The sequence below is a fragment of the Rhodococcus qingshengii JCM 15477 genome, from assembly GCF_023221595.1.
Taxonomy (GTDB): domain Bacteria; phylum Actinomycetota; class Actinomycetes; order Mycobacteriales; family Mycobacteriaceae; genus Rhodococcus_F; species Rhodococcus_F qingshengii.
This window is the reverse complement of record NZ_CP096563.1, coordinates 20,400-39,622: the sequence shown is the minus strand read 5'-3', so window position 1 is coordinate 39,622 and position 19,223 is coordinate 20,400. Positions and strand designations below refer to the sequence as shown.

The 19,223-nt window shown below is 64.2% G+C and carries 18 protein-coding genes; 11 read left to right on the top strand and 7 right to left on the bottom strand.

Annotation, left to right across the window (positions count from 1 at the left end):
- The first annotated feature begins 120 nt into the window (after positions 1–120).
- The 6 genes from M0639_RS00170 to pknB are packed head-to-tail and all read left to right on the top strand — an operon-like array spanning position 121 to position 8,204.
- The gene (locus tag M0639_RS00170) at positions 121–585 is read left to right on the top strand and encodes an FHA domain-containing protein FhaB/FipA (RefSeq protein ID WP_003943418.1); all 465 of its coding nucleotides are present in this window, start codon (positions 121–123) and stop codon (positions 583–585) included.
- A complete protein-coding gene (locus M0639_RS00165; RefSeq protein ID WP_064075271.1) occupies positions 582–2,006 on the top strand; it encodes a PP2C family protein-serine/threonine phosphatase in 1,425 nt (474 codons plus the stop codon). The genes M0639_RS00170 and M0639_RS00165 overlap by 4 nt, the downstream gene beginning before the upstream one ends.
- On the top strand, positions 2,006–3,457 hold the full coding sequence (locus M0639_RS00160) for an FtsW/RodA/SpoVE family cell cycle protein (protein WP_007735775.1): 1,452 nt from the start codon (positions 2,006–2,008) through the stop codon (positions 3,455–3,457). Before M0639_RS00165 ends, M0639_RS00160 begins: the two co-directional genes overlap by 1 nt.
- Positions 3,454–4,920: a peptidoglycan D,D-transpeptidase FtsI family protein gene (locus M0639_RS00155; RefSeq protein WP_007735774.1), complete on the top strand. Its 1,467-nt coding sequence runs from the start codon at positions 3,454–3,456 to the stop codon at positions 4,918–4,920. The genes M0639_RS00160 and M0639_RS00155 overlap by 4 nt, the downstream gene beginning before the upstream one ends.
- Before the next feature lie 3 nt (positions 4,921–4,923).
- On the top strand, positions 4,924–6,282 hold the full coding sequence (locus tag M0639_RS00150; RefSeq protein ID WP_019746232.1) for a protein kinase domain-containing protein: 1,359 nt from the start codon (positions 4,924–4,926) through the stop codon (positions 6,280–6,282).
- Complete coding sequence (gene pknB, locus M0639_RS00145) at positions 6,279–8,204, top strand: Stk1 family PASTA domain-containing Ser/Thr kinase (RefSeq protein WP_064075272.1); 1,926 nt, start codon at positions 6,279–6,281, stop codon at positions 8,202–8,204. Before M0639_RS00150 ends, pknB begins: the two co-directional genes overlap by 4 nt.
- A gap of 60 nt (positions 8,205–8,264) precedes the next feature.
- Here the strand turns inward: pknB and M0639_RS00140 are convergent, their stop codons facing one another.
- Together M0639_RS00140 and M0639_RS00135 are read right to left on the bottom strand one after the other, a co-directional pair.
- The gene (locus M0639_RS00140; protein ID WP_064075273.1) at positions 8,265–8,930 is read right to left on the bottom strand and encodes an aminodeoxychorismate/anthranilate synthase component II; all 666 of its coding nucleotides are present in this window, start codon (positions 8,928–8,930) and stop codon (positions 8,265–8,267) included.
- A 22-nt stretch (positions 8,931–8,952) separates the two neighbouring features.
- Positions 8,953–9,666, bottom strand: coding sequence for a DUF881 domain-containing protein (locus M0639_RS00135; protein ID WP_003942461.1), 714 nt, complete (start codon positions 9,664–9,666; stop codon positions 8,953–8,955).
- Between the two features lie 102 nt (positions 9,667–9,768).
- On the opposite strand from M0639_RS00135, the gene crgA reads away from it, so the two are divergent.
- Together crgA and M0639_RS00125 are read left to right on the top strand one after the other, a co-directional pair.
- On the top strand, positions 9,769–10,032 hold the full coding sequence (gene crgA, locus M0639_RS00130) for a cell division protein CrgA (RefSeq protein WP_003942576.1): 264 nt from the start codon (positions 9,769–9,771) through the stop codon (positions 10,030–10,032).
- A 107-nt stretch (positions 10,033–10,139) separates the two neighbouring features.
- Positions 10,140–10,631 (top strand): PH domain-containing protein, encoded by a 492-nt coding sequence (locus M0639_RS00125; RefSeq protein ID WP_064075274.1) that lies wholly within the window; start codon positions 10,140–10,142, stop codon positions 10,629–10,631.
- Positions 10,632–10,638: 7 nt separating this feature from the next.
- Here the strand turns inward: M0639_RS00125 and M0639_RS00120 are convergent, their stop codons facing one another.
- Both M0639_RS00120 and M0639_RS00115 read right to left on the bottom strand, forming a co-directional pair.
- A complete protein-coding gene (locus tag M0639_RS00120; RefSeq protein WP_064075275.1) occupies positions 10,639–11,487 on the bottom strand; it encodes a TauD/TfdA family dioxygenase in 849 nt (282 codons plus the stop codon).
- Positions 11,488–11,609: 122 nt separating this feature from the next.
- Positions 11,610–12,977: an FAD-binding oxidoreductase gene (locus tag M0639_RS00115; RefSeq protein WP_231915095.1), complete on the bottom strand. Its 1,368-nt coding sequence runs from the start codon at positions 12,975–12,977 to the stop codon at positions 11,610–11,612.
- Between the two features lie 139 nt (positions 12,978–13,116).
- Here M0639_RS00115 and M0639_RS00110 point away from each other — a divergent pair, with 139 nt between their 5' ends.
- Positions 13,117–14,982 (top strand): helix-turn-helix domain-containing protein, encoded by a 1,866-nt coding sequence (locus tag M0639_RS00110; protein ID WP_064075277.1) that lies wholly within the window; start codon positions 13,117–13,119, stop codon positions 14,980–14,982.
- On the opposite strand, the gene M0639_RS00105 is transcribed toward M0639_RS00110, so the two are convergent.
- Complete coding sequence (locus M0639_RS00105; protein ID WP_064075278.1) at positions 14,973–16,316, bottom strand: MFS transporter; 1,344 nt, start codon at positions 16,314–16,316, stop codon at positions 14,973–14,975. The two genes, M0639_RS00110 and M0639_RS00105, sit on opposite strands and share 10 nt — an antisense overlap.
- A gap of 304 nt (positions 16,317–16,620) precedes the next feature.
- On the opposite strand from M0639_RS00105, the gene M0639_RS00100 reads away from it, so the two are divergent.
- The gene (locus tag M0639_RS00100) at positions 16,621–17,148 is read left to right on the top strand and encodes a lipoprotein LpqH (RefSeq protein WP_208721999.1); all 528 of its coding nucleotides are present in this window, start codon (positions 16,621–16,623) and stop codon (positions 17,146–17,148) included.
- Positions 17,149–17,179: 31 nt separating this feature from the next.
- Here the strand turns inward: M0639_RS00100 and M0639_RS00095 are convergent, their stop codons facing one another.
- Both M0639_RS00095 and M0639_RS00090 read right to left on the bottom strand, forming a co-directional pair.
- Entirely contained in the window at positions 17,180–18,124 is a 945-nt protein-coding gene (locus M0639_RS00095; RefSeq protein WP_064075687.1) for a rhomboid family intramembrane serine protease, read from the bottom strand.
- A 17-nt stretch (positions 18,125–18,141) separates the two neighbouring features.
- Positions 18,142–18,669, bottom strand: a complete 528-nt coding sequence (locus M0639_RS00090; protein ID WP_007729190.1) for a peptidylprolyl isomerase — start codon at positions 18,667–18,669, stop codon at positions 18,142–18,144.
- Positions 18,670–18,759: 90 nt separating this feature from the next.
- Here M0639_RS00090 and M0639_RS00085 point away from each other — a divergent pair, with 90 nt between their 5' ends.
- A complete protein-coding gene (locus M0639_RS00085; protein ID WP_042453366.1) occupies positions 18,760–19,212 on the top strand; it encodes a hypothetical protein in 453 nt (150 codons plus the stop codon).
- Positions 19,213–19,223: the final 11 nt, after the last annotated feature.

The following is a 19,223-nucleotide window of genomic DNA, read 5'->3' as shown; positions in this document are numbered from 1 at the left end:
CCGTCACGCGGCTGTCAGTATCGTGATCTTCGGGGCCCAGAGCCCCCTATGATGCTGCCAGTCGACAATGCTCGAACCCCGCTGCGGCGGGGCTCGAGCCATAGAAGGAGGTGGACAGCCGTGCAGGGCCTGATTCTGCAACTCACACGGGCGGGCTTCCTGCTCCTACTGTGGCTGTTCGTCTGGGCAGTCCTCCGCACTCTCCGCTCCGACATCTATGCCGGCTCCGGGGTCAGGGTTCCGCCGCGGTACACCCGCGCCGGAAAGGTCCTGCCCTCACTGGGCAAGGCGAAGGTGCCTCGGTATCTGGTGGTCACGCAGGGCGCCCTCGCCGGTACCCGCATCACCCTGGGTTCTCAGCCGGTCATGATCGGCCGCGCCGATGATTCGACGCTCGTTCTCACCGACGATTACGCGTCGACGCGCCATGCGAGGCTCTCGCAGCGCGGCGCTGATTGGTACGTCGAGGATCTCGGTTCGACCAATGGCACCTATCTGGACCGCGCCAAGGTCACCACTGCGGTGCGCGTGCCGCTGGGCACTCCGGTTCGCGTCGGCAAGACGGTAATCGAGCTACGCCCGTGACCCTTGTTCTCCGCTACGCGGCGCGCAGCGACCGCGGTCTCGTGCGCTCCAACAACGAAGATTCCGTGTACGCCGGTGCACGCCTGTTGGCTTTGGCCGACGGTATGGGCGGGCACGCGGCCGGTGAGGTCGCGTCGCAGTTGATGATTGCCGCTCTGGCGCATCTCGACGACGACGAGCCTGGCGAGGATCTGCTCGGCAAGCTCGAGGCAGCCACCCGCGAGGGCAACGATTCCATCGCCGATCATGTCGAGGAAGAACCCGAACTCGACGGCATGGGCACCACGCTCACCGCGATCCTCTTCTCCGGCAGCAAGCTCGGTCTCGTGCACATCGGCGACTCGCGCGCCTACCTGCTGCGCGACGATCACCTGACGCAGATCACCCGCGACGACACGTTCGTTCAGTCGCTGGTCGACGAGGGCAGGATCACCGCCGAACAGGCACACACGCACCCGCAGCGATCCCTGATCATGCGGGCGTTGACCGGCAACGAGATCGAGCCGACGCTCACCGTGCGCGAAGCCCGCGCCGGCGATCGTTACCTGCTCTGCTCCGACGGCCTCTCCGACGTGGTCAGTGACGAGACCATCGAGAACACGATGCGCGAAGGCTCGCAGGAGCAGTGCGCCGACCGTCTCATCGAATTGGCGCTGCGCAGCGGCGGTCCCGACAACGTCACCGTCGTCGTCGCCGATGTCATCGACCTCGACTACGGCCAGTCGCATCCCATCGTCGCGGGCGCCGCGTCGACGGAAGAGGAAGAGGACTCCCCTCCCCCCAACACCGCTGCCGGCCGCGCCGCCGCCATGCGTCCGCCGCGCGCGACGCCCAAGCGAGTTGTCTCACAACCCGAACCGGAACCGAAGAAAAAGCGGAACCGATTGTGGTGGGTGGTCCTCGCCGTGGTGCTGATCGCACTGGTCGGCGTCGGCGCCGTGATCGGCCGCGCCGTCATCCGCAACAACTACTACGTCGGCGAAGACAACGGCCGCGTGACGGTGCTGCGCGGAATCCCCGGTTCGGTGCTCGGTTACTCGCTGCAAGACGCGGATCTGGTGGGTTGCGTCGGCAACGACGACGTCCTCACTCTCGTCTCCCCTGACGCGATTCCCAGCAACTGCAACATCCTCGAGGTGACGGATCTGCAGCCGTCGGCGCAGGAGCAGGTGCGCGCCGGGCTGCCGTCCGGCAAGCGTGAAGATGCGCAGAGCCAGATGATCCGTCTCATCGGCGGCGATCTGCTGCCTCGTTGTGAGCCGGTTCCGACGACGACGGCCACGCCCACTCCCCCGCCGGCACCGGAGACCACGCCGCCCCCCGCACCGCCCGCGGATCCTGCTGCGCCGACGACGGCAGCACCCACGACTACGCCTACGCCGACCGAAGTTCCCGGTCAGACTTGCAGGACGGTCAACTGATGTCGTCCAACGCAGCTGCGGGGACGGCTTTTCCGAGTCCGCCCGGAGGTTTTGCCCCGGCGCCGGTCCAGTCGACCCGTCGAAACATGGAGCTGCTGCTCCTGGGCTTTGCCGTCATCATCACGACGGTCTCGCTTCTGCTCGTCGAGGCGAGCCAGGAACAGAAGATCACTCTCGATCTGGCCAAGTACGCGCTGGCGTACACGGGCTTGTTCCTGATCGCGCACTTGGCAATTCGACGGTATGCGCCGTACGCAGATCCGCTGCTACTGCCGATCGTCGCCCTGCTCAACGGCCTGGGGTTGGTGCTCATCCACCGACTCGACCTCGCCGACGAACAGACAGCGCTCTACAACGGCGTCGAGGCACCGTCACCGGATGCGAACCAGCAGGTCATGTGGACTGCACTGGCGATCACCGGTTTTGTGCTGCTGCTCGTGTTCTTGAAGGACTACCGCCTGATGGCGCGGTTCAGCTACACACTCGGCCTCGCAGGCCTGGTGTTCCTGGCGATTCCCGCGATCCTGCCGGCGAAGTTCTCGAGCGTGAACGGCGCAAAAATCTGGATTCGCCTGCCCGGATTCAGCATTCAGCCAGGTGAGTTCGCGAAGATCCTGCTCATCATCTTCTTCGCCTCCGTGCTCGTCGCCAAGCGCGACCTGTTCACCTCGGCCGGTAAACACTTCCTGGGCATGGACTTTCCGCGTGCCCGCGACCTCGGTCCGATCCTGCTCGCCTGGATCGTCTCGGTGGGCGTGCTCGTCTTCGAAACGGACCTCGGTACGTCGCTGCTGCTTTTCAGCACCGTGCTGGTGATGCTCTACATCGCGACCGAACGTGTGGGCTGGCTGGTGATCGGCGGCGGACTGCTCGCCATCGGATTCTTCTTCGCCTACAAGATGTTCGGCCACGTGCGGGTGCGCGTCGACACCTGGCTCGATCCGCTCGGCGACTACGCCAATACCGGATATCAGATCTCGCAATCGCTGTTCGGCCTGGCCACCGGTGGTATCGCCGGAACAGGTCTTGGCAGTGGCCGGCCCAACCAGGTTCCGTTCGCGAAGACGGACTTCATCATCGCGACGATCGGCGAAGAGCTCGGCTTGATCGGCCTGGCCGCTGTGTTGATGCTGTTCCTGCTTCTCATCGTGCGCGGCCTACGTACGGCGTTGGCAGTGCGCGACAGCTTCGGCAAACTGCTCGCCGCCGGTCTGTCGTTCACCATCGCGATCCAGATTTTCGTTGTCGTCGGCGGCGTCACCAAGCTGATCCCGCTGACGGGTCTGACAACACCGTTCATGTCGTACGGCGGCTCGTCGCTGCTCGCGAACTACCTACTGCTGGCCATCCTCGTCCGGATCTCGGACGCGGCTCGTGCGCCGGTAGTGACGAAGAAGAAAGGTCCGCCCCCAATCGCTGACGCCAATACCGAGATGATGCCGCGCGTATGAACACTCCACTGCGCCGCGTCGCGATGGCCGTCATGGTGATGGTCGTCGCGCTCCTCGCCAACGCCACGTACGTACAGGTCATCAAAGCTGACGACCTGCGAGCCGACCCGCGCAACTCGCGGGTGCTGCTCGACGAGTACTCACGCCAGCGAGGTCAGATCTCGGCTTCCGGTCAGGTGCTTGCCGCCTCCCGCGCCACCGACGACCGGTACAAGTACCTGCGCGAGTATCCGAATCCGTACCCGTACGCACCGGTCACGGGCTTCTACTCGATGCAGTACGGCAGCGCCGGCCTCGAGCGCACCGAGGATCCGATTCTCAACGGCTCGGACAACCGGTTGTTCAGCCAGCGCTTCTTCGACCTGGTGTCCGGACGCGATCCGCGCGGCGGCAACGTCGTCACGACGCTCAATCCGGCCATGCAGCAGGTGGCCTACGACCAGCTGACCAGCAAGGGCTACACCGGTTCCGTCGTCGCCATCGAGCCGAGCACCGGACGCATCCTGACGATGGTCAGCACTCCGAGCTACGACCCGAACCTGCTTGCCAGCCACGACGGCGCCGAAACCACGAAGGCGTGGGACGAGCTCAATGCCGATCCCAACGATCCGTTGGTCAACCGCGCTATCTCGCAGACCTACCCACCCGGCTCGACGTTCAAGGTGCTCACCACGGCCGCAGCTCTTGGCAACGGTGCGACGCCGGACGACCAGCTGACCGCGGCTCCGCAGATCACGCTGCCCGGCACCAGCACGACCCTCGAGAACTACAACGGCAGCACGTGCGGCCCCAACCCGACGGCGTCGTTGCGCGACGCGTTTGCGCGCTCGTGCAACACGGCGTTCGTCGAACTGGGCATCAAAGACGGCGCCGACGCCATCAAGGACGAGGCCAGCGCCTTCGGTATCGGACCCAACACTCCCGCGATCCCGCTGCCGGTTGCAGACAGCACGGTCGGCGACATCTCCGACGACGCGGCTCTCGGCCAGACCAGCATCGGCCAGCGCGACGTCGCGGTGACCCCGCTCGAGAATGCAGTGATCGCCGCGACCGTCGCCAACGGTGGTGTGCGGATGCAGCCCAACCTGATCTCCCAGTTGCAGGCACCGGATCTGACCGATCTCAGTACGCCGTCACCGGTGTCGATGGGTCAGGCGATCTCGCCGGCAGTGGCGGCAACGCTGACCGATCTGATGATCGGCTCGGAGAACTTCACCGGCGGCGACGGCAAGATCCCCGGCGTTCAGATCGCGTCCAAGACCGGTACCGCCGAGCACGGCGTGAACCCGCGGGAAACTCCGCCGCACGCCTGGTACATCGCTTTTGCACCGGCGCAGAATCCGACGGTCGCCGTGGCCGTCATCGTCGAGAACGGTGGTGACCGCGGACTTGCCGCTACCGGTGGCTCGGTTGCTGCGCCGATCGGTCGTGCAGTCATCGCAGCCGGAATCCAAGGGGGCTGAACCGTGGCGTTGAACAACGGCGCTTTGATCGCCGATCGTTACCGATTGATCCGTCTCATCGCCACCGGTGGGATGGGTCAGGTGTGGGAAGCCACCGACTCCCGGCTCAACCGTCGCGTCGCCGTCAAGGTACTCAAGTCCGAGTTCTCTTCCGATCCGGAGTTCTTGGAGCGCTTCCGCTTCGAGGCCCGCACCACCGCGCAGCTCAACCATCCCGGTATCGCCGGAATCTACGACTACGGCGAGACACGCGACAGCTCGGGCGATTCCACGGCGTACCTGGTGATGGAACTCGTCAACGGTGAGCCGCTCAACGCCGTCCTGGCACGCGTCGGCCGCCTGGCGGTTCCGCATGCCCTCGACATGCTCGAGCAGACCGGCCGCGCCCTGCAGGTCGCACACGACGCCGGTGTCGTGCACCGCGACGTGAAGCCGGGCAATATCCTCATCACGCCTACTGGCCAGGTGAAGATCACGGATTTCGGCATCGCCAAGGCCGTCGAGAACTCTCCTGTCACGCGCACGGGAATGGTGATGGGCACCGCCCAGTACATCGCGCCCGAGCAGGCTCTCGGTCAGGACGCGACCGCGGCGAGTGACGTGTACTCGCTGGGAATCGTCGGATACGAAGCACTTTCGGGTCGACGCCCGTTCACCGGTGACGGCGCGCTGACCGTCGCGATGAAGCACGTGCAGGAAACCCCGGCACCGATGCCGGCCGACCTGCCGCCGAACATCCGCGAGCTCATCGACATCACGTTGACCAAGGATCCGGCCGGCCGCTACGCCAGTGGCGGCGAGTTCGCCGACGCCGTTGCAGCCGTTCGGGCAGGAAGGCGTCCACCGCCACCCGGTCTGCTCGCCACCGGTGCCGCGAGCGCGTTGCCGGCGACGGGTGCCACGCAGGTCATGCCGCCGACGTACGCGGGTCCGGTGACGGGCGCAGCTGTTGCGGACGACGCGGCAGCCGGCGGAATGACCAGTGGGCAGAAGGCCGTGGCGTGGGCCGGTGGCGGATTGATCTTGTTGGCGTTGATCATCGGCGGAGTCTGGATCGCGACCGATGGTCCCAGCGACCCGACGCCGCCCGTCGTCACGTCCACGACGTTGCCGACCACCACGACGACCAAGCCCACCACGACGACGACTCGGCCGACAACGACGACCACCGAGCCGACAACAACGACGACTCGGCCGACGACAACCACGACCGAGCCGACAACCACCACGACAACGCCGACCACGACCACAACAACTCCGACGACCACAACCACCACCACGACGACAACGACGACCACAACGACCACTGAGCCGTTGGCGGATCCCGGAGACGCTGAAGAACCGCTAGGACAAGACCAATGACGACACCCCGCAATCTCTCCTCCCGCTACGAGCTGGGTGAGATTCTCGGCTTCGGCGGAATGTCCGAGGTTCACCTGGCGCGCGACCTCCGACTCAGCCGCGACGTCGCGATCAAGGTGCTGCGTGCAGACCTCGCGCGCGATCCCACGTTCTACTTGCGGTTCCGTCGTGAGGCGCAGAACGCTGCAGCGCTGAACCATCCGGCGATCGTGGCCGTCTACGACACCGGTGAAGCCGAGACCGACGCCGGGCCGCTGCCGTACATCGTCATGGAGTACGTCGACGGCGACACGTTGCGTGACATCGTGCGCAGCACCGGGCCGATGACTCCGCGCAAGGCGATGGAAGTGATCGCGGACGTCTGTGCCGCTTTGGACTTCAGCCACCGCAACGGCATCGTGCACCGCGACGTCAAGCCCGCCAACATCATGATCAACCGTGCCGGCGCCGTGAAGGTGATGGACTTCGGTATCGCCCGTGCCATTTCCGACGCGTCGAGCCCGATGACGCAGACGGCCGCCGTGATCGGCACCGCTCAGTACCTCTCGCCGGAGCAGGCGCGAGGTGAGCAGGTCGACGCGCGTTCGGACGTGTACTCGCTCGGTTGTGTGCTGTTCGAGATCCTGACGGGCGAGCCGCCGTTCAAGGGTGATTCACCGGTCGCCGTGGCGTACCAGCATGTTCGTGAAGATCCGCAGACGCCGTCGGAGATCAATCCCGACATTCCGCGCGAGCTGGATTCGATCATTCTCAAGGCGATGAGCAAGAACCCGGCCAACCGCTACCAGAGCGCCGGCGACATGCGCAGCGACTTGGTACGTGTCCTGGGCGGTCAGCGTCCGAGTGCTCCGATGGTGATGAACGACGAGGACCGCACCACCATCCTCGGCGCCGTCGGCTCCGACACCGGGAACTACCGCACTGCGCCTGATCCGGTCGAGCCGGTTGCTACGAGGACAACTCGCGCTGCCGAGCCGCCTGCCAAGAAGAAGGGCGGACGCTACGCCCTGATGGGCATCGCGGCGCTTCTGGTGATCGGTCTGGTGACGTTCTTCCTCATTCGGGTGAACTCGCCGAAGGTCGAGATGGTGACCGTTCCGGGTGACCTCACCAACCAGCCCGCCGACGTCGCCGAGGCGACGCTGACAAACGCCGGATTCCAAGTGGAGCGTCAGCAGAAGACGGACAAGGTGATCGCCGCCGGAAACGTCATCACGACGCGTCCGGTTGCCGGGGTGCGCATCGAGAAGGGCAGCACCGTCACCATCGACGTGTCCACCGGACCCGAGCAGGTCGCGATCCCGCGCCTGACCGGCCTGAGCCAGGACGACGCCGAGAAGAAGCTCAACTCCGTCGGACTCCGACTTGATCCGACCATCGGCAAGGCCGCGTCGACCATTGCCGAGGTCGACAAGATCGTCAATCAGGATCCTGCCGTCGGAGTGTCGGTTGTTCTCGACTCCGCGGTCTCGATCACCGTCGGCACCGGTCCGGAGCAGGTTCGTGTCCCGGATGTGACCGGTCAGCGTGAAGAGGTGGCGAGGCCCAACATCGAAGGTGCCGGGTTCGTCGTCCAGATCACGGAGATCGATTCGGGTCTGCCGAAGGGACAGGTTGTTTCGACCGACCCGACTGGCGGCACGTCGGCCACCAAGGGTTCGACCGTGACGCTGCGAGTGTCCAACGGCAACCAGGTCGCGATGCCTGATCTGACCAACAAGACGGTGTCGGAGGCGTTGAGCACGCTTCGCGCAGCCGGCTGGGCGGGAACCGCATCGCAGCTGGTGCAGAACCAGAGCACGACGCTCACCCCGGAAATGGTGGGCAAGATCGTCTCGCAGACCCAGCCTCCGGGCTCGGAGATCTCCAAGGACGCGGTCATCACCGTCAGCGTCGGAGCGCTCGGAATCCCCGGCCGCTAGAGAGAGCGAATAAAAGTGCCTCCCGGAGATTTCCGGGAGGCACTTTTTTGTGGACAGGTGTCAGAGAATTGCGGGTAGCGCTCCACCGAGCGCCGACGCGACCTCGGCCTCGAGGGCTGCGACGAGTCCTTCCGGAGGCGCCTCACCGCAGACTGCGAGCCAGTTCGCGAGCATCCGGTGCCCACCCTGAGTGAGGACGGATTCGGGGTGGAACTGGACGCCGTGAATCGGCAGTTCGCGGTGACGCATCGCCATCACGACGCCGCTCTCGGTGTGTGCGGTCACCTCGAGTTCCTCGGGAATGGTGTCCTCGAGAACCGTCAGCGAGTGGTAGCGGGTAGCGGTGAACGGATCGGGCAGTCCGGCCAGGACGCCGACGTCCTTGTGGTGCACCAGACTCGTCTTGCCGTGAAGCAGTTCGGGAGCGCGGTCGACGGTTCCGCCGAAAGCCGCACCGATCGCCTGGTGTCCGAGGCAGACGCCGAGCAGCGGGGTCTTGGTGTCGGCACAGACCTTCACCAGATCCAAAGTCGCTCCCGCGCGCTGTGGAGTTCCGGGGCCCGGGCTCAGGAGAATGCCGTCGAACTGCGCTACTGCACCTTCGAGGTCGGCCGTCAGTTGTGGATCGTCGTTGCGCCAGACCACGGCTTCGGTTCCGAGCTGGCCGAGGTACTGCACCAGGTTGAACACAAAGCTGTCGTAGTTGTCGACGACGAGAATCCTCATGAGAGCAGGGTAAACGCCCGTGCTATCCGCCGGTATAGGCGGGGACCGTGATCTGCGACGGCGTTGCCTGCGTGTACCCGAGGCCGAAGCGGGTCGCGTACTGCTTGTAGATCCGAATGCCCGGTTCGGCAGCGAGGGCCGCCTCGAGGCGCGCAACGTCACCGATGGCGCTCATCACGTATGGCGGGCTGTAGGTACGTCCGTGAAGAAGAAGAGTGTTTCCGATGCACCGCGGCGCCGACGTACTGATGATCCGTTGGTCCTGCATGCCCACCGCTTCGGCACCGCCCGCCCACAGTGCGTTCAGGACGCTCTGGACGTCCTGCTGATGCACGACGAGGTCGTCCGGGGTGGCGTCGACCGGGTACTTGCCGTCGGCGTTGCGTGGGGCGTCCGTCATCGTGACCACGACGCCGGGGCCGGTCATCTCCGTCAGTCCCGCGTCGGCGGAGATGTTCTTGATGTCACCGAGCGCGGCGGCCACTCCGGCGTCGGACCGAGCCGCGTCTTGCTGCAGCGAATCGAGCTGAGCGGCAAGTTCGTCCCGGTCGGCCGAAACTTTTTCGGCATTGGCCTGGGCGCTGCGGACCAGATCGGAGAGCCTGGTGCTTTCGGTGACCTGCAGCTGGTTTTCCTCGGCGGATCGTTGCGCCGTGGCGACCATCAGACCGGCTACCAGGCAGACGGCAAGTACACCGATGTGCCAGACGGTTCGTGAAGATTCACCCGAAGACACGTGGCTCCTCCCGGATTGTGCAGGTCGGCCGGTGACCAACTGGACACAGCTACGTTAGCGTGTAGGTAACACATGCAGGTCACACCGTAGAGCGAGGACGTCATGCCCAAGTCGAAGGTCCGTAAGAAGAACGACTACACAGTCAACCCGGCAAACCGCACTCCGGTGAAGGTGAAGATGGGTCCGTCGAGCACGTTGTACGTCTCGGTGATGCTCGGATTCATGCTCGTCGGCCTGGCGTGGCTGATTGTGTACTACTTGGCCGCGGATTCGATCACGTGGATGAACGACTTGGGAAACTATAACTTCCTCGTCGGCTTCGGCTTCATGGTTGTGGGCCTTGTGATGACCATGAGATGGCGCTGACCAGCGAGTATCTGATTCGACCCGGATCGTGACCGTCATTCAATTACATGGGTGTCATTCATCCCCATTGTGGATAACTCCTGTGGACAACCTAGGAAGTTATCCACATGCTCGAGGATGAATTTCATCCACAGCCTCGTGACAACGCCACGGAGGTGATCTCGTGGGCCACTCCGATGGGTGTTGTCTACGCGATGTTCGGCGGCGGAATTGCCCTCGCGATCGCCTCGATAATCGCGCCCACGGAACCTGCCGGGCGCTTCCTGCTCGCCCTCGCGGTGATCGGGCTGTTCGTGATGGGCGGACTCGCCCTGCGTCAGCGTCCCCGCCTGGCTGTGATCGAAGACGCGGGAACCAAGTCGATCGCGGTGCAGCGACTGCGCGCCCGCCACGAGTTCACCCGCGAACAGATCGACCGGGTCCGTCTCGTCCGCTACCCGCGTCTGGGTCGACGCGTCCCGATGCTCGAGATCGACATCGTCGACCGTCCCACCGACACGGAGAAGCTGTTGATCTTCGGACGCTGGGATCTCGGCACATCACCGGAGGACGTCCTGGACGTGCTCGCCGTTCACGGTTTGGTGCCGCCCGAGAAATAAGCGCGGGTTACATGGCCAGTGCCGCGAGGTCCGGCTGCACGATGTCGAGAGCCTGCTGCGGCACCGCGACTGCGTCGCTCGACCATCCCCAGATCGAGTACAGCTCGCGGCCGGGGTCGGTGTACCCGTCGCGGCCGTGAAGCACCCGGTAGTTGTCGATGCAGATCATCTCGCCGGCTTCGGCACGGAACATCGGCCCGCTGTCTCGCACGTGAATCACGGCCTCACTCCACTGCTTCACCAGCGGCCACTGCGCTTCTTCCGATTCGCCGGCGATCGGCGCGAGATATGGGTGATACCGAACCTGGTTGCGTCCACTCGGCACCGTCCGGGCGATCGGCGCGAATGTGTTCTGCGGGAAGTTCGGTTCCGAATGGTCGATGTCTGTGCTCCAACAGAATTCGGCCAGCTCCGCTGTTGCGGGATCGAAGGCGAGCAATTGGGTCAGTTTGACCGCGTCGATGAGAAACGAGTCGCCGCCACTCGGGTACGCCGGGCGCTTGCACCACAGAAACAGGTAATCGGGAGCGTAATCGCCGAACGCGAAACCGTCGTTGTGGGCGGTCATTCGCTCGCCGGAGATACCGAACGAGCGCTTGCGGCCGCGTTCGTCCACTGGTTGCGTGTCGACGACAGCTGCTTCGGCATCCTGACTCTTGGCACTCGCCTCGAACTGGCGGCCGACGCGAATGCACTTCTCACCGAGCAACTTCGACGCGAAGGCAATGGCATCTTCCTCGGTGTGCAGGCCACCGAAGACCGCGGCGCCGTCGAGAGCGATAGCCGCCCGGACGGCCTCGACCGTCTCCACGCGCCGCGGAACAACACTTGCCAGCGTCAAATCGGAAGCGAACATTCATGACTCCATACGTCGAGTTGGCCAAACGGTTCAACTCGAGCGTAGGAACTCGTCATTTCGACGGCGTAACTCCGGAAACCGATTCGGTTACGGAGCCAGCCTTCAGATCACCCGGCCTTTCAGATCACCTTGCCGGGGTTCATGATTCCGTGGGGGTCGAGTGCGCCCTTGATCGCGTGATGCATCGCGACGACGGCCGGTGACAGTTCTTGCGCCAGGCCACCCATCTTCAGCAGGCCGACGCCGTGCTCGCCGGTGACGGTTCCGCCCAACTCGAGGGCGTTGTCGATGATCTCGGCAAAAGCGGCCTGAGCGCGCCTCCGCGCCGCTTCGTCGTCGTGTGGCGTGATCAGCAGCGGGTGCAGGTTGCCGTCACCCGCGTGCGCGATATTCGCGATGTGCGTGTCGTGCCGGGCCGAAATGGCCTCGATGCGCGCCAACATCTCCGGGACCGCTGCCTTGGGGACGCAGATGTCCTCGGTGAGCACCGGGCCGAGACGCTCGAGGGCGGGGTATGCCAGACGCCGGGCGGAGAACAGGGCGTCGGCTTCCTCCTGGTCCGTGGATCTGGCGCTCCAGGTAGCTCCAGAGCGGTTGAAGCAGGCCAACATTCGCTCGGCTTCGGTGTCGCCGATCTCGCCAGGTGTGTCGATGCGGCCGAGCAGGACCACCTCGGCGTCAGCCGAGAGGCCCATGTTCTTCCAGGCATCGACGGCAAGGAGACACTGCCGATCGATCAACTCGAGGGCCGACGGCGTGAGCCCGTCTGCGGCGACGGCCTCGACGGCCTTGCCCGCAGCAACGATGGAGTCGAAATATCCGACGATGGTGCGTTCGGGATCGCGCTGAGGACGAAGCTTGACGGTCACCTCGGTGATCACCCCGAGAGTGCCTTCGGAGCCGACCATGAGCGCCGAGAGATCAAACCCAGCCACTCCCTTGGCAGTTCGACGCCCGAGCCGAACCAGCTCACCGGTTCCGGTGACCACCTGCATGCCCAGTACGTAGTCCTTGGTGACGCCGTACTTGACGCAACACAGGCCGCCGGCATTGGTCGCGACGTTGCCGCCGATCGTCGACCAGGGTGCGCTCGCCGGATCGGGTGGATACCAGAGGCCGTGCTCGGCGCAGGCGTCGCGAAGGTGATCGTTGACCACTCCGGGTTCGACCACGGCCAAACGCTCGAGGGTGTTGATCTCCTTGATGGCGTTCATCGCGTCGAAGGCGATCACTACGCCACCGGCGACTGCGTTGGCTCCACCCGACAGACCGGTGCCGGCGCCGCGCGTGACGACGGGCGCACCGTGGGCGATGCACGCCTGCACAACTGTCTGTACCTGCTCGGCTGTGCGCGGGCGGACCACCGCGACGGGCATCTCGTATGGAGCCCACTCGGCGTCGTCGTGGATGTAGCTCGCCATGATGTCGGGGTCGGTGATCAGTCGATCCGCATCGATCTGCGAGCCGAGCGCCTCGAAGAGTGTCATGTCTCCACGATAGTGACGGCCGCTACACCACCCCATGTAGATTTACTCCGAGAAACCGGAAACTGTATGGACATTCTCTCCATACTCATCATTGGTCTGACGAGTTGGTCTGACAAGTTGGTCTGACAAGGGAGCGCGGATGCACGAGAACTGGCTACAGCTTCTCCTGGCCGAGGCATCCACCGAGGAACTGATCGAACACCGCGATCAGTTGGCCGCTGGGTCAGCCCCCGAGGCCGCTGCCGAAATCGAGCGAGAAGCCCGATCGGCACTTCAACTACGAAGTCTCCTGGCTCAGCGCCGACAGCGCGCCACCGAACTCGGGGCACTCAACGACATCGCGTCGCTGCTCACCACGATGCACGATCACCACGCCCTCCTGCAGGAGATCGTGGATCAGGCCAAACGACTACTCGGGGTCGACCTTTCGTACCTGGCTCTCATTCACGACGACATCTTGATCATCGAAGTCACGAGCGGTGCGTACACGTCCCAACTGCTCGGCCTCACGGTTCCCTTCCGCGAAGGTCTGATCGGTCGAGTGGTCGAGAACTCTTCTCCTGCTTGGTCGTCCGACTATCGCAACGATCCCTCGTTTGCACATATCGGACCGGCCGACGACGCAGCACGAGCCGAGAACATGCGCGGCCTGTTGGCCGTTCCGCTGACTTTGAACGGCAAGATCCTGGGTGCCCTCTGCGCGTGCAAGCGTCAGGAGCGTCGATTCGGCAACGAGGAAGTTGCGTTGCTGTCCGCCCTCGCAGCTCATGCCTCGGTAGCCATCGAGAATGCCCGCTCTCTCGAACGCTATCGCGCGACGGTTGCGGAAGTGAACGCCGCGAACACCGAACTTGCCAAGCGCACAGCACTTCTCGAACAGACACTGACCTGGGACCGATCGCTCACACAAGTTGTCCTGCGCGGCGGTGGAGTCCGTGAACTCGTGGAGGAAACCTCGGCGTCGACGGGTTCGCCGGTGTTCTTCGTGACCGGAACATCCGAGATCCCACCGGGACTGCAACGGGTGAGCGAGAGCGTTCATCGGGTTTTCGACATCCTTGCTGCCGACCGACGCGAGCAGGAAGTGACGCTGATCGTCGGTGAGCAGTTCCTGTTCGCCACCGAAGTGCGCAGTGCCGGTGACCAACTCGGAGTTCTGTTCCTACTCTCGCGTCATGAACCCACCGCCGCCATGAGATTGGCACTCGAAAGGTCTGCTCCCGCCATTGCGCTGGCACTGGTCGGCGAACGGGCAGCCCGGGAAGCCACCCGCCGAGCACGCGATGCATTTCTGGTCGATCTGATCACCAGGCCTGCGCCGACGCCTGCCGAAGTCACCGGTCAGTTCCGCCTGGCCGGGCTCAATCCTGACCGCTCGTACACCGTCGTGGTGGCCCGCCCGGCAGACGCCGTCGACCGTGCGCGTCGCAGTATCGAGGAAATTGCATTCCCGTCAGGAACCGTTGTTGCCGAACATGGTTCACGAGTCATCGCACTGATTCCCGGAATGTCACCGGCAGCAGTTGCGACGGCGTGGGTTCAGCCGGCGGAGAACCCGACCGTCGGAATCGCCGATCCGGCGGTGGGAGCGGAAGGTCTGGCGCGGGCGTATGTCGAGGCACAGCACACCGTCGACGTCCTCGAGACTCTCGGTCGGGCCTCCCACGTGGAACCGGCAAGTTCACTCGGCATCTACCGAATTCTCCTCAGCCGCACCGGTCGCGAAGAACTCGAAGCGCTGACGCAGCGGGCCCTCGGTCCTCTCCTGGAGGAGGAGCAACGACGCGGCGTTCCGCTATTGGACACCCTCGCGTCGTACCTGTCGCACAACTGCAAGCACTCCGCGACCGCCGCCGCGCTCGCGATTCACGCCAACACCCTGTACCAACGGCTCGAGTCGATCGACAGGTTGATCGGTACACAGTGGCGTCAGCCGGACCAGGCGCTCGATCTTGCGCTCCTGATCCGGCTGCGTGCCAGTGCGGGGAAACTCGGTCAGATCTGAGCGGGCTTGCTCGATCGCTTTGCCAGCGCCACCACAAGGATTGCGGCACAGAGCATCACGGCGCCCACCACCCACAGTCCTGCCTTGGCATTTCCGGTCACATCGGTGAGCCAGCCGGTGATGTACGGAGCACCGAAGCCCGACGCATTGCCGATCGAGTTGATCATGGCGATGCCCGCGGCCGCGCTGGCACCCGTCAGGAACGTGGTGGGCAGGTACCAGAAGACGGGCAGCGCACAGAGCACGCCGACGGCGGTGAGCGAGACCGCGATCATGACGGTGAACGGTGAATCCAGATACAGCGCAATCGGAATGGATACCGCGCCCAGGAGCGTCGGGGCTGCAACGTGCCACATTCGTTCACCGGTCTTGTCGGAATGGCGGCTCCACAGCACCATCGCGACAGCGCCGATCGCGTAGGGGACGGCCACGATCAGGCCTGTCTCGACGAGCGAGAAATCGGTGTCGAACGTCTGCTTGAATCCCGCGACGATGCTGGGCAGGAAGAAGCTCAAAGCGTAGAGCCCGTATGTAATTCCGAAGTAGACCAGACCGAAACCGATGACGCGGGGATCACGCAGGGTTTTGCCGGCCGACTGGTGACCGGCGTCGCCGAGTTCTTTCTCCTCGTCGGCCATCGACTTCATCAGCCAGGTGCGCTCCTCGAGGGTCAACCACTTCGCGTCGGCGGGACGGTCGGTGAGGTAGAACCAGACGACAAACGCCAAGATCACGGCGGGCAGACCCTCGATCAGGTACATCACGCGCCATCCGGCCAACCCGAACAGGCCGTCGCCGTACTGGATGATGGCCGCCGAGAGCGGGGCACCGAGCGCCGACGAGAGCGGAAGTGTCAGCAGGAACAAGCCCATCAGGCGTACGCGGTACTTCTTCGGGAACCAGAAGGTCAGGTAGAGAAGAACTCCGGGGAAGAAGCCGGCCTCGGCGATTCCCAGCAGAATGCGGAGGAAATAGAGGCTGCCCACGTTGGGCACGAATGCCAGCGCAGCGGCGAGGATGCCCCAGGTGAGCATGATCCGCGCGATCCACAGCCGGGCGCCGAAGCGGTGCAGGGCCAGGTTGCTCGGCACCTCGAACAACAGATAGCCGACGAAGAAGAGTCCGGATGCGAGCCCGAACATCGTCTCGGTCATACCGAGGTCGGCGCTCATGGTGAGCTTGGCGAAAGCGATGTTCGTACGATCCAGATAGTTCACGAAATAGAGCAGGATCAGGAAGGGAATCAGCCGGCGCGCTACCTTCTTCACCACGCGAGTTTCGATCTCGCTCGGCGCAACCCCACCGTCAGTGGTGGTGCTATCGGTGGAGGTCATTGCAGGGGTACTCCTCGGAAAAGGTCAGCGTTGCTATCTACGAAGTGACTCAAGCCACAGTAGAAGCACGACCGAGCCCAACCTATGTGGACAATCTCTACAGAAGCCGTCTCTGCATGTGCGATTGCTCCCAAAGATCCGACAGATGATCCCGGGCAGCCCGACGAACGTCCCTGAACAGTCGAAGGCGACAAACCCGTCTGAGCTGGGGGTTTAGAGCTACGAGCACCAAGTCACTGGCTAGTGTTGTCGGCGAAACAGCCAGAGCAAGTGCGGACGCACCGCGTGACTTGAAGGACAGAACATGACGAAGTTGGTTCGGACCACGATGACCCGCCGGTCCTCCACCGCAGTCGCTGCCACCATCGCGGCGGTCGCTCTATTCGCCTCCGCCTGCGGCAGCGACTCCGACAAGACCAACTCCGACAAGAGCGCTGCCGGCGCCTCGTCCGCTACATCCTCGGCCACCGTCGGCGGGAAGACACTCGACGCCAAATTCGAGACGAAGTGCGCAAAGGACGGCGGCAGGACAGTTATGACACTGCTCGACGCGGAAAATGCCACCTACGGCATGTTGACCGTCTCGGCCATCGTCGATGAATCCGGCACGGTTCAGACTGCTGGAATCGCCGGAAGCGAGGGTGGATCGAACGGTCTGCCGTACACCGCCGGATACGCACCAGGCCTGCCCGGCGGATCTGCCAGTGCCAAGCAGGACGGCAGTACCTTCGTGGTGACGGGCGAGGGAATCGGCGCCCGGGACAAGGGCAACCCGACGGCGACGTCGAGCTTCGAGATCACATTCGCCTGCGAGTCCATCATCGGCGGCTGATCCATAGAACGGCTGGGCCCTAGGATTCTTGCTAGCTGATTCCCAGCTGTTCGCGCAGTTGGACGACGCGGAGCACGATGACTCCCAACGTCACCACTGTGACGGCACCAAAAGCGATCCAGCCGATCCGCACCGCCTTCACGCGGTTCTCACCGGCGCCCAACCACTGTGGGGCGTACAGGAAGGCAGCGGCCGTTGCAGCACCTGCCACCAGACCTCCCGCGTGACCCCAGAACGAGATCCCGGGCAGCGAAATGCTGATGATCACATTGATCGCGATCACCGAGATGATCGGGACCGGGCTTCGACGCAAACGCAGTAGAAGGACGGCCTGTGCGCCCATGATGCCGAAGATTGCACCCGACGCTCCAGCGGTCCAGGACAGGGCCGTGAGCGAGGAGAACACCGGCTGGAACGCCATCACCGAGGCGGAACCGCCGAGGAGCGAAACCAGGTAGATGCCGACGTACCGGGAGCGGCCCATCACGATTTCGGTGTCGCGCCCCAGGATGTAGAGGGCGTACATGTTGACCGCGAGGTGCAAGATGCCGAAGTGCAAGAACCCGGAGCCGATGAGCCGGAACCAGTCACCGCTGGCGACCAGACCCGGATTGAGTGCCCAGTTCGCGAAGATCGACGAGCCGACCTGATTGTTCATGATGCTTCGCGACTGCGCGAAGGTGGCGAGGAACGCCAGGACGTTGAGCCCCATCAAGGTGTACGTCACGATCGGGATCGCACGGGCGGGGCTCACGGTGTTTCCGGCGACGCCCCGAACGGGGCGGACATCGCGTTGGCCGGCAGCTACACAGTCAACACATTGGTATCCCACCGCCGCCTCGCGGAGGCAGTCCGGGCACGCCGGACGTCCACAACGATTGCAGGAAAGTGCGGTGGGTCGATCTGGATGGCGGACGCACCGCGGTTGGGGCGGGATGCCCTCACTCGCACCGCCGCCCCAACCGGGGTTCGTCATCTGCTTGTTTTACCTGTTCAGGAGATGGTGATGCTGTTGATCACGACGGGCTCGACCGGACGATCGCCACGATCGACGGCGGTGGAGGAGATAGCGTCGACAACCTTCTTGGAATCGTCGTCGAGAACCTCACCGAAGATGGTGTGGCGACGGTTCAGGTGCGGCGTCGGGCCGGTGGTGATGAAGAACTGCGAGCCGTTGGTTCCCGGGCCTGCGTTGGCCATGGCCAGCAGGTAGGAGCGGTCGAACTGCAGTTCCGGGTGGAACTCGTCACCGAACTTGTAGCCCGGGCCGCCGGTGCCGGTTCCGGTGGGGTCGCCACCCTGGATCATGAAGCCGTCGATGACGCGGTGGAAGATGGCACCGTCGTAGAACGGGCCGGTCTTGGTGCCGGCGGCGTTTGCGGTGGTGTACTCCTTCGAGCCGTCGGCGAGGCCGACGAAGTTCTCGACGGTCTTCGGCGCATGGTTGCCGAACAGAGCGATCTTGATGTCGCCGCGGTTCGTGTGCAGCGTTGCGGTTGCGGTCTGATGAGTTGAAGTCACACCACCATCGTGCCATTGCCGGCGTTCTCGCGGATGTCGCCCCGCAAAAGTCTCCCTGTCCTCGCCCCACTGTTATGGCACAGTGAAGTCATGACACGAGTGACCGAGTCCCTCAGCACGCAGTTGCCCGACACCTTCGATCACGCGCGCGCCCGCGTCGAGGACACCTTCGACGAGACTGCCGCCTACCTCGAAGAGACAGCGGCTCGCATCAAAGAGTCCGAGGCAGCCGACAACGCTCGCCGCATCGCTGCGGTGGTCGCCACGTCGGTCGCTCGCGGCGCTGGGCAGGTCGGGTTGTTCCTGGGCCGTCAGGGCAAAGTCCTCGCCAAGAAGGGCGTCGAGCGCGCAAAGGCTATCCCTACGAAGTCCGCGGAACGCACCGAGAAGCCTCGCGGCCGCAAGCGCGTCACGGTGTTCGTCATCGCCGGTGTTGCGGTGATCGGTGGCGCGGTGTTCTTCAAGAGCCGCCGACGCGAGCATCCGCCGGTCGCTTCCGCACCCCCGCGCCTCGAGGAGAACTCGGCCGAGAAGACCGCGTAGTCGACATACAA

Bases quoted from the DNA above. Each gene is read 5' to 3' on its own strand.
- M0639_RS00140 (WP_064075273.1), bottom strand. From the start codon at position 8,930: ATGAGGATTCTCGTCGTCGACAACTACGACAGCTTTGTGTTCAACCTG.
- M0639_RS00110 (WP_064075277.1), top strand. From the start codon at position 13,117: ATGCACGAGAACTGGCTACAGCTTCTCCTGGCCGAGGCATCCACCGAG.
- M0639_RS00160 (WP_007735775.1), top strand. From the start codon at position 2,006: ATGTCGTCCAACGCAGCTGCGGGGACGGCTTTTCCGAGTCCGCCCGGA.
- M0639_RS00115 (WP_231915095.1), bottom strand. From the start codon at position 12,977: ATGACACTCTTCGAGGCGCTCGGCTCGCAGATCGATGCGGATCGACTG.
- M0639_RS00085 (WP_042453366.1), top strand. From the start codon at position 18,760: ATGACACGAGTGACCGAGTCCCTCAGCACGCAGTTGCCCGACACCTTC.
- M0639_RS00155 (WP_007735774.1), top strand. From the start codon at position 3,454: ATGAACACTCCACTGCGCCGCGTCGCGATGGCCGTCATGGTGATGGTC.
- M0639_RS00105 (WP_064075278.1), bottom strand. From the start codon at position 16,316: ATGACCTCCACCGATAGCACCACCACTGACGGTGGGGTTGCGCCGAGC.
- M0639_RS00095 (WP_064075687.1), bottom strand. From the start codon at position 18,124: ATGACGAACCCCGGTTGGGGCGGCGGTGCGAGTGAGGGCATCCCGCCC.
- pknB (WP_064075272.1), top strand. From the start codon at position 6,279: ATGACGACACCCCGCAATCTCTCCTCCCGCTACGAGCTGGGTGAGATT.
- M0639_RS00100 (WP_208721999.1), top strand. From the start codon at position 16,621: ATGACGAAGTTGGTTCGGACCACGATGACCCGCCGGTCCTCCACCGCA.
- M0639_RS00120 (WP_064075275.1), bottom strand. From the start codon at position 11,487: ATGTTCGCTTCCGATTTGACGCTGGCAAGTGTTGTTCCGCGGCGCGTG.
- crgA (WP_003942576.1), top strand. From the start codon at position 9,769: ATGCCCAAGTCGAAGGTCCGTAAGAAGAACGACTACACAGTCAACCCG.
- M0639_RS00125 (WP_064075274.1), top strand. From the start codon at position 10,140: ATGCTCGAGGATGAATTTCATCCACAGCCTCGTGACAACGCCACGGAG.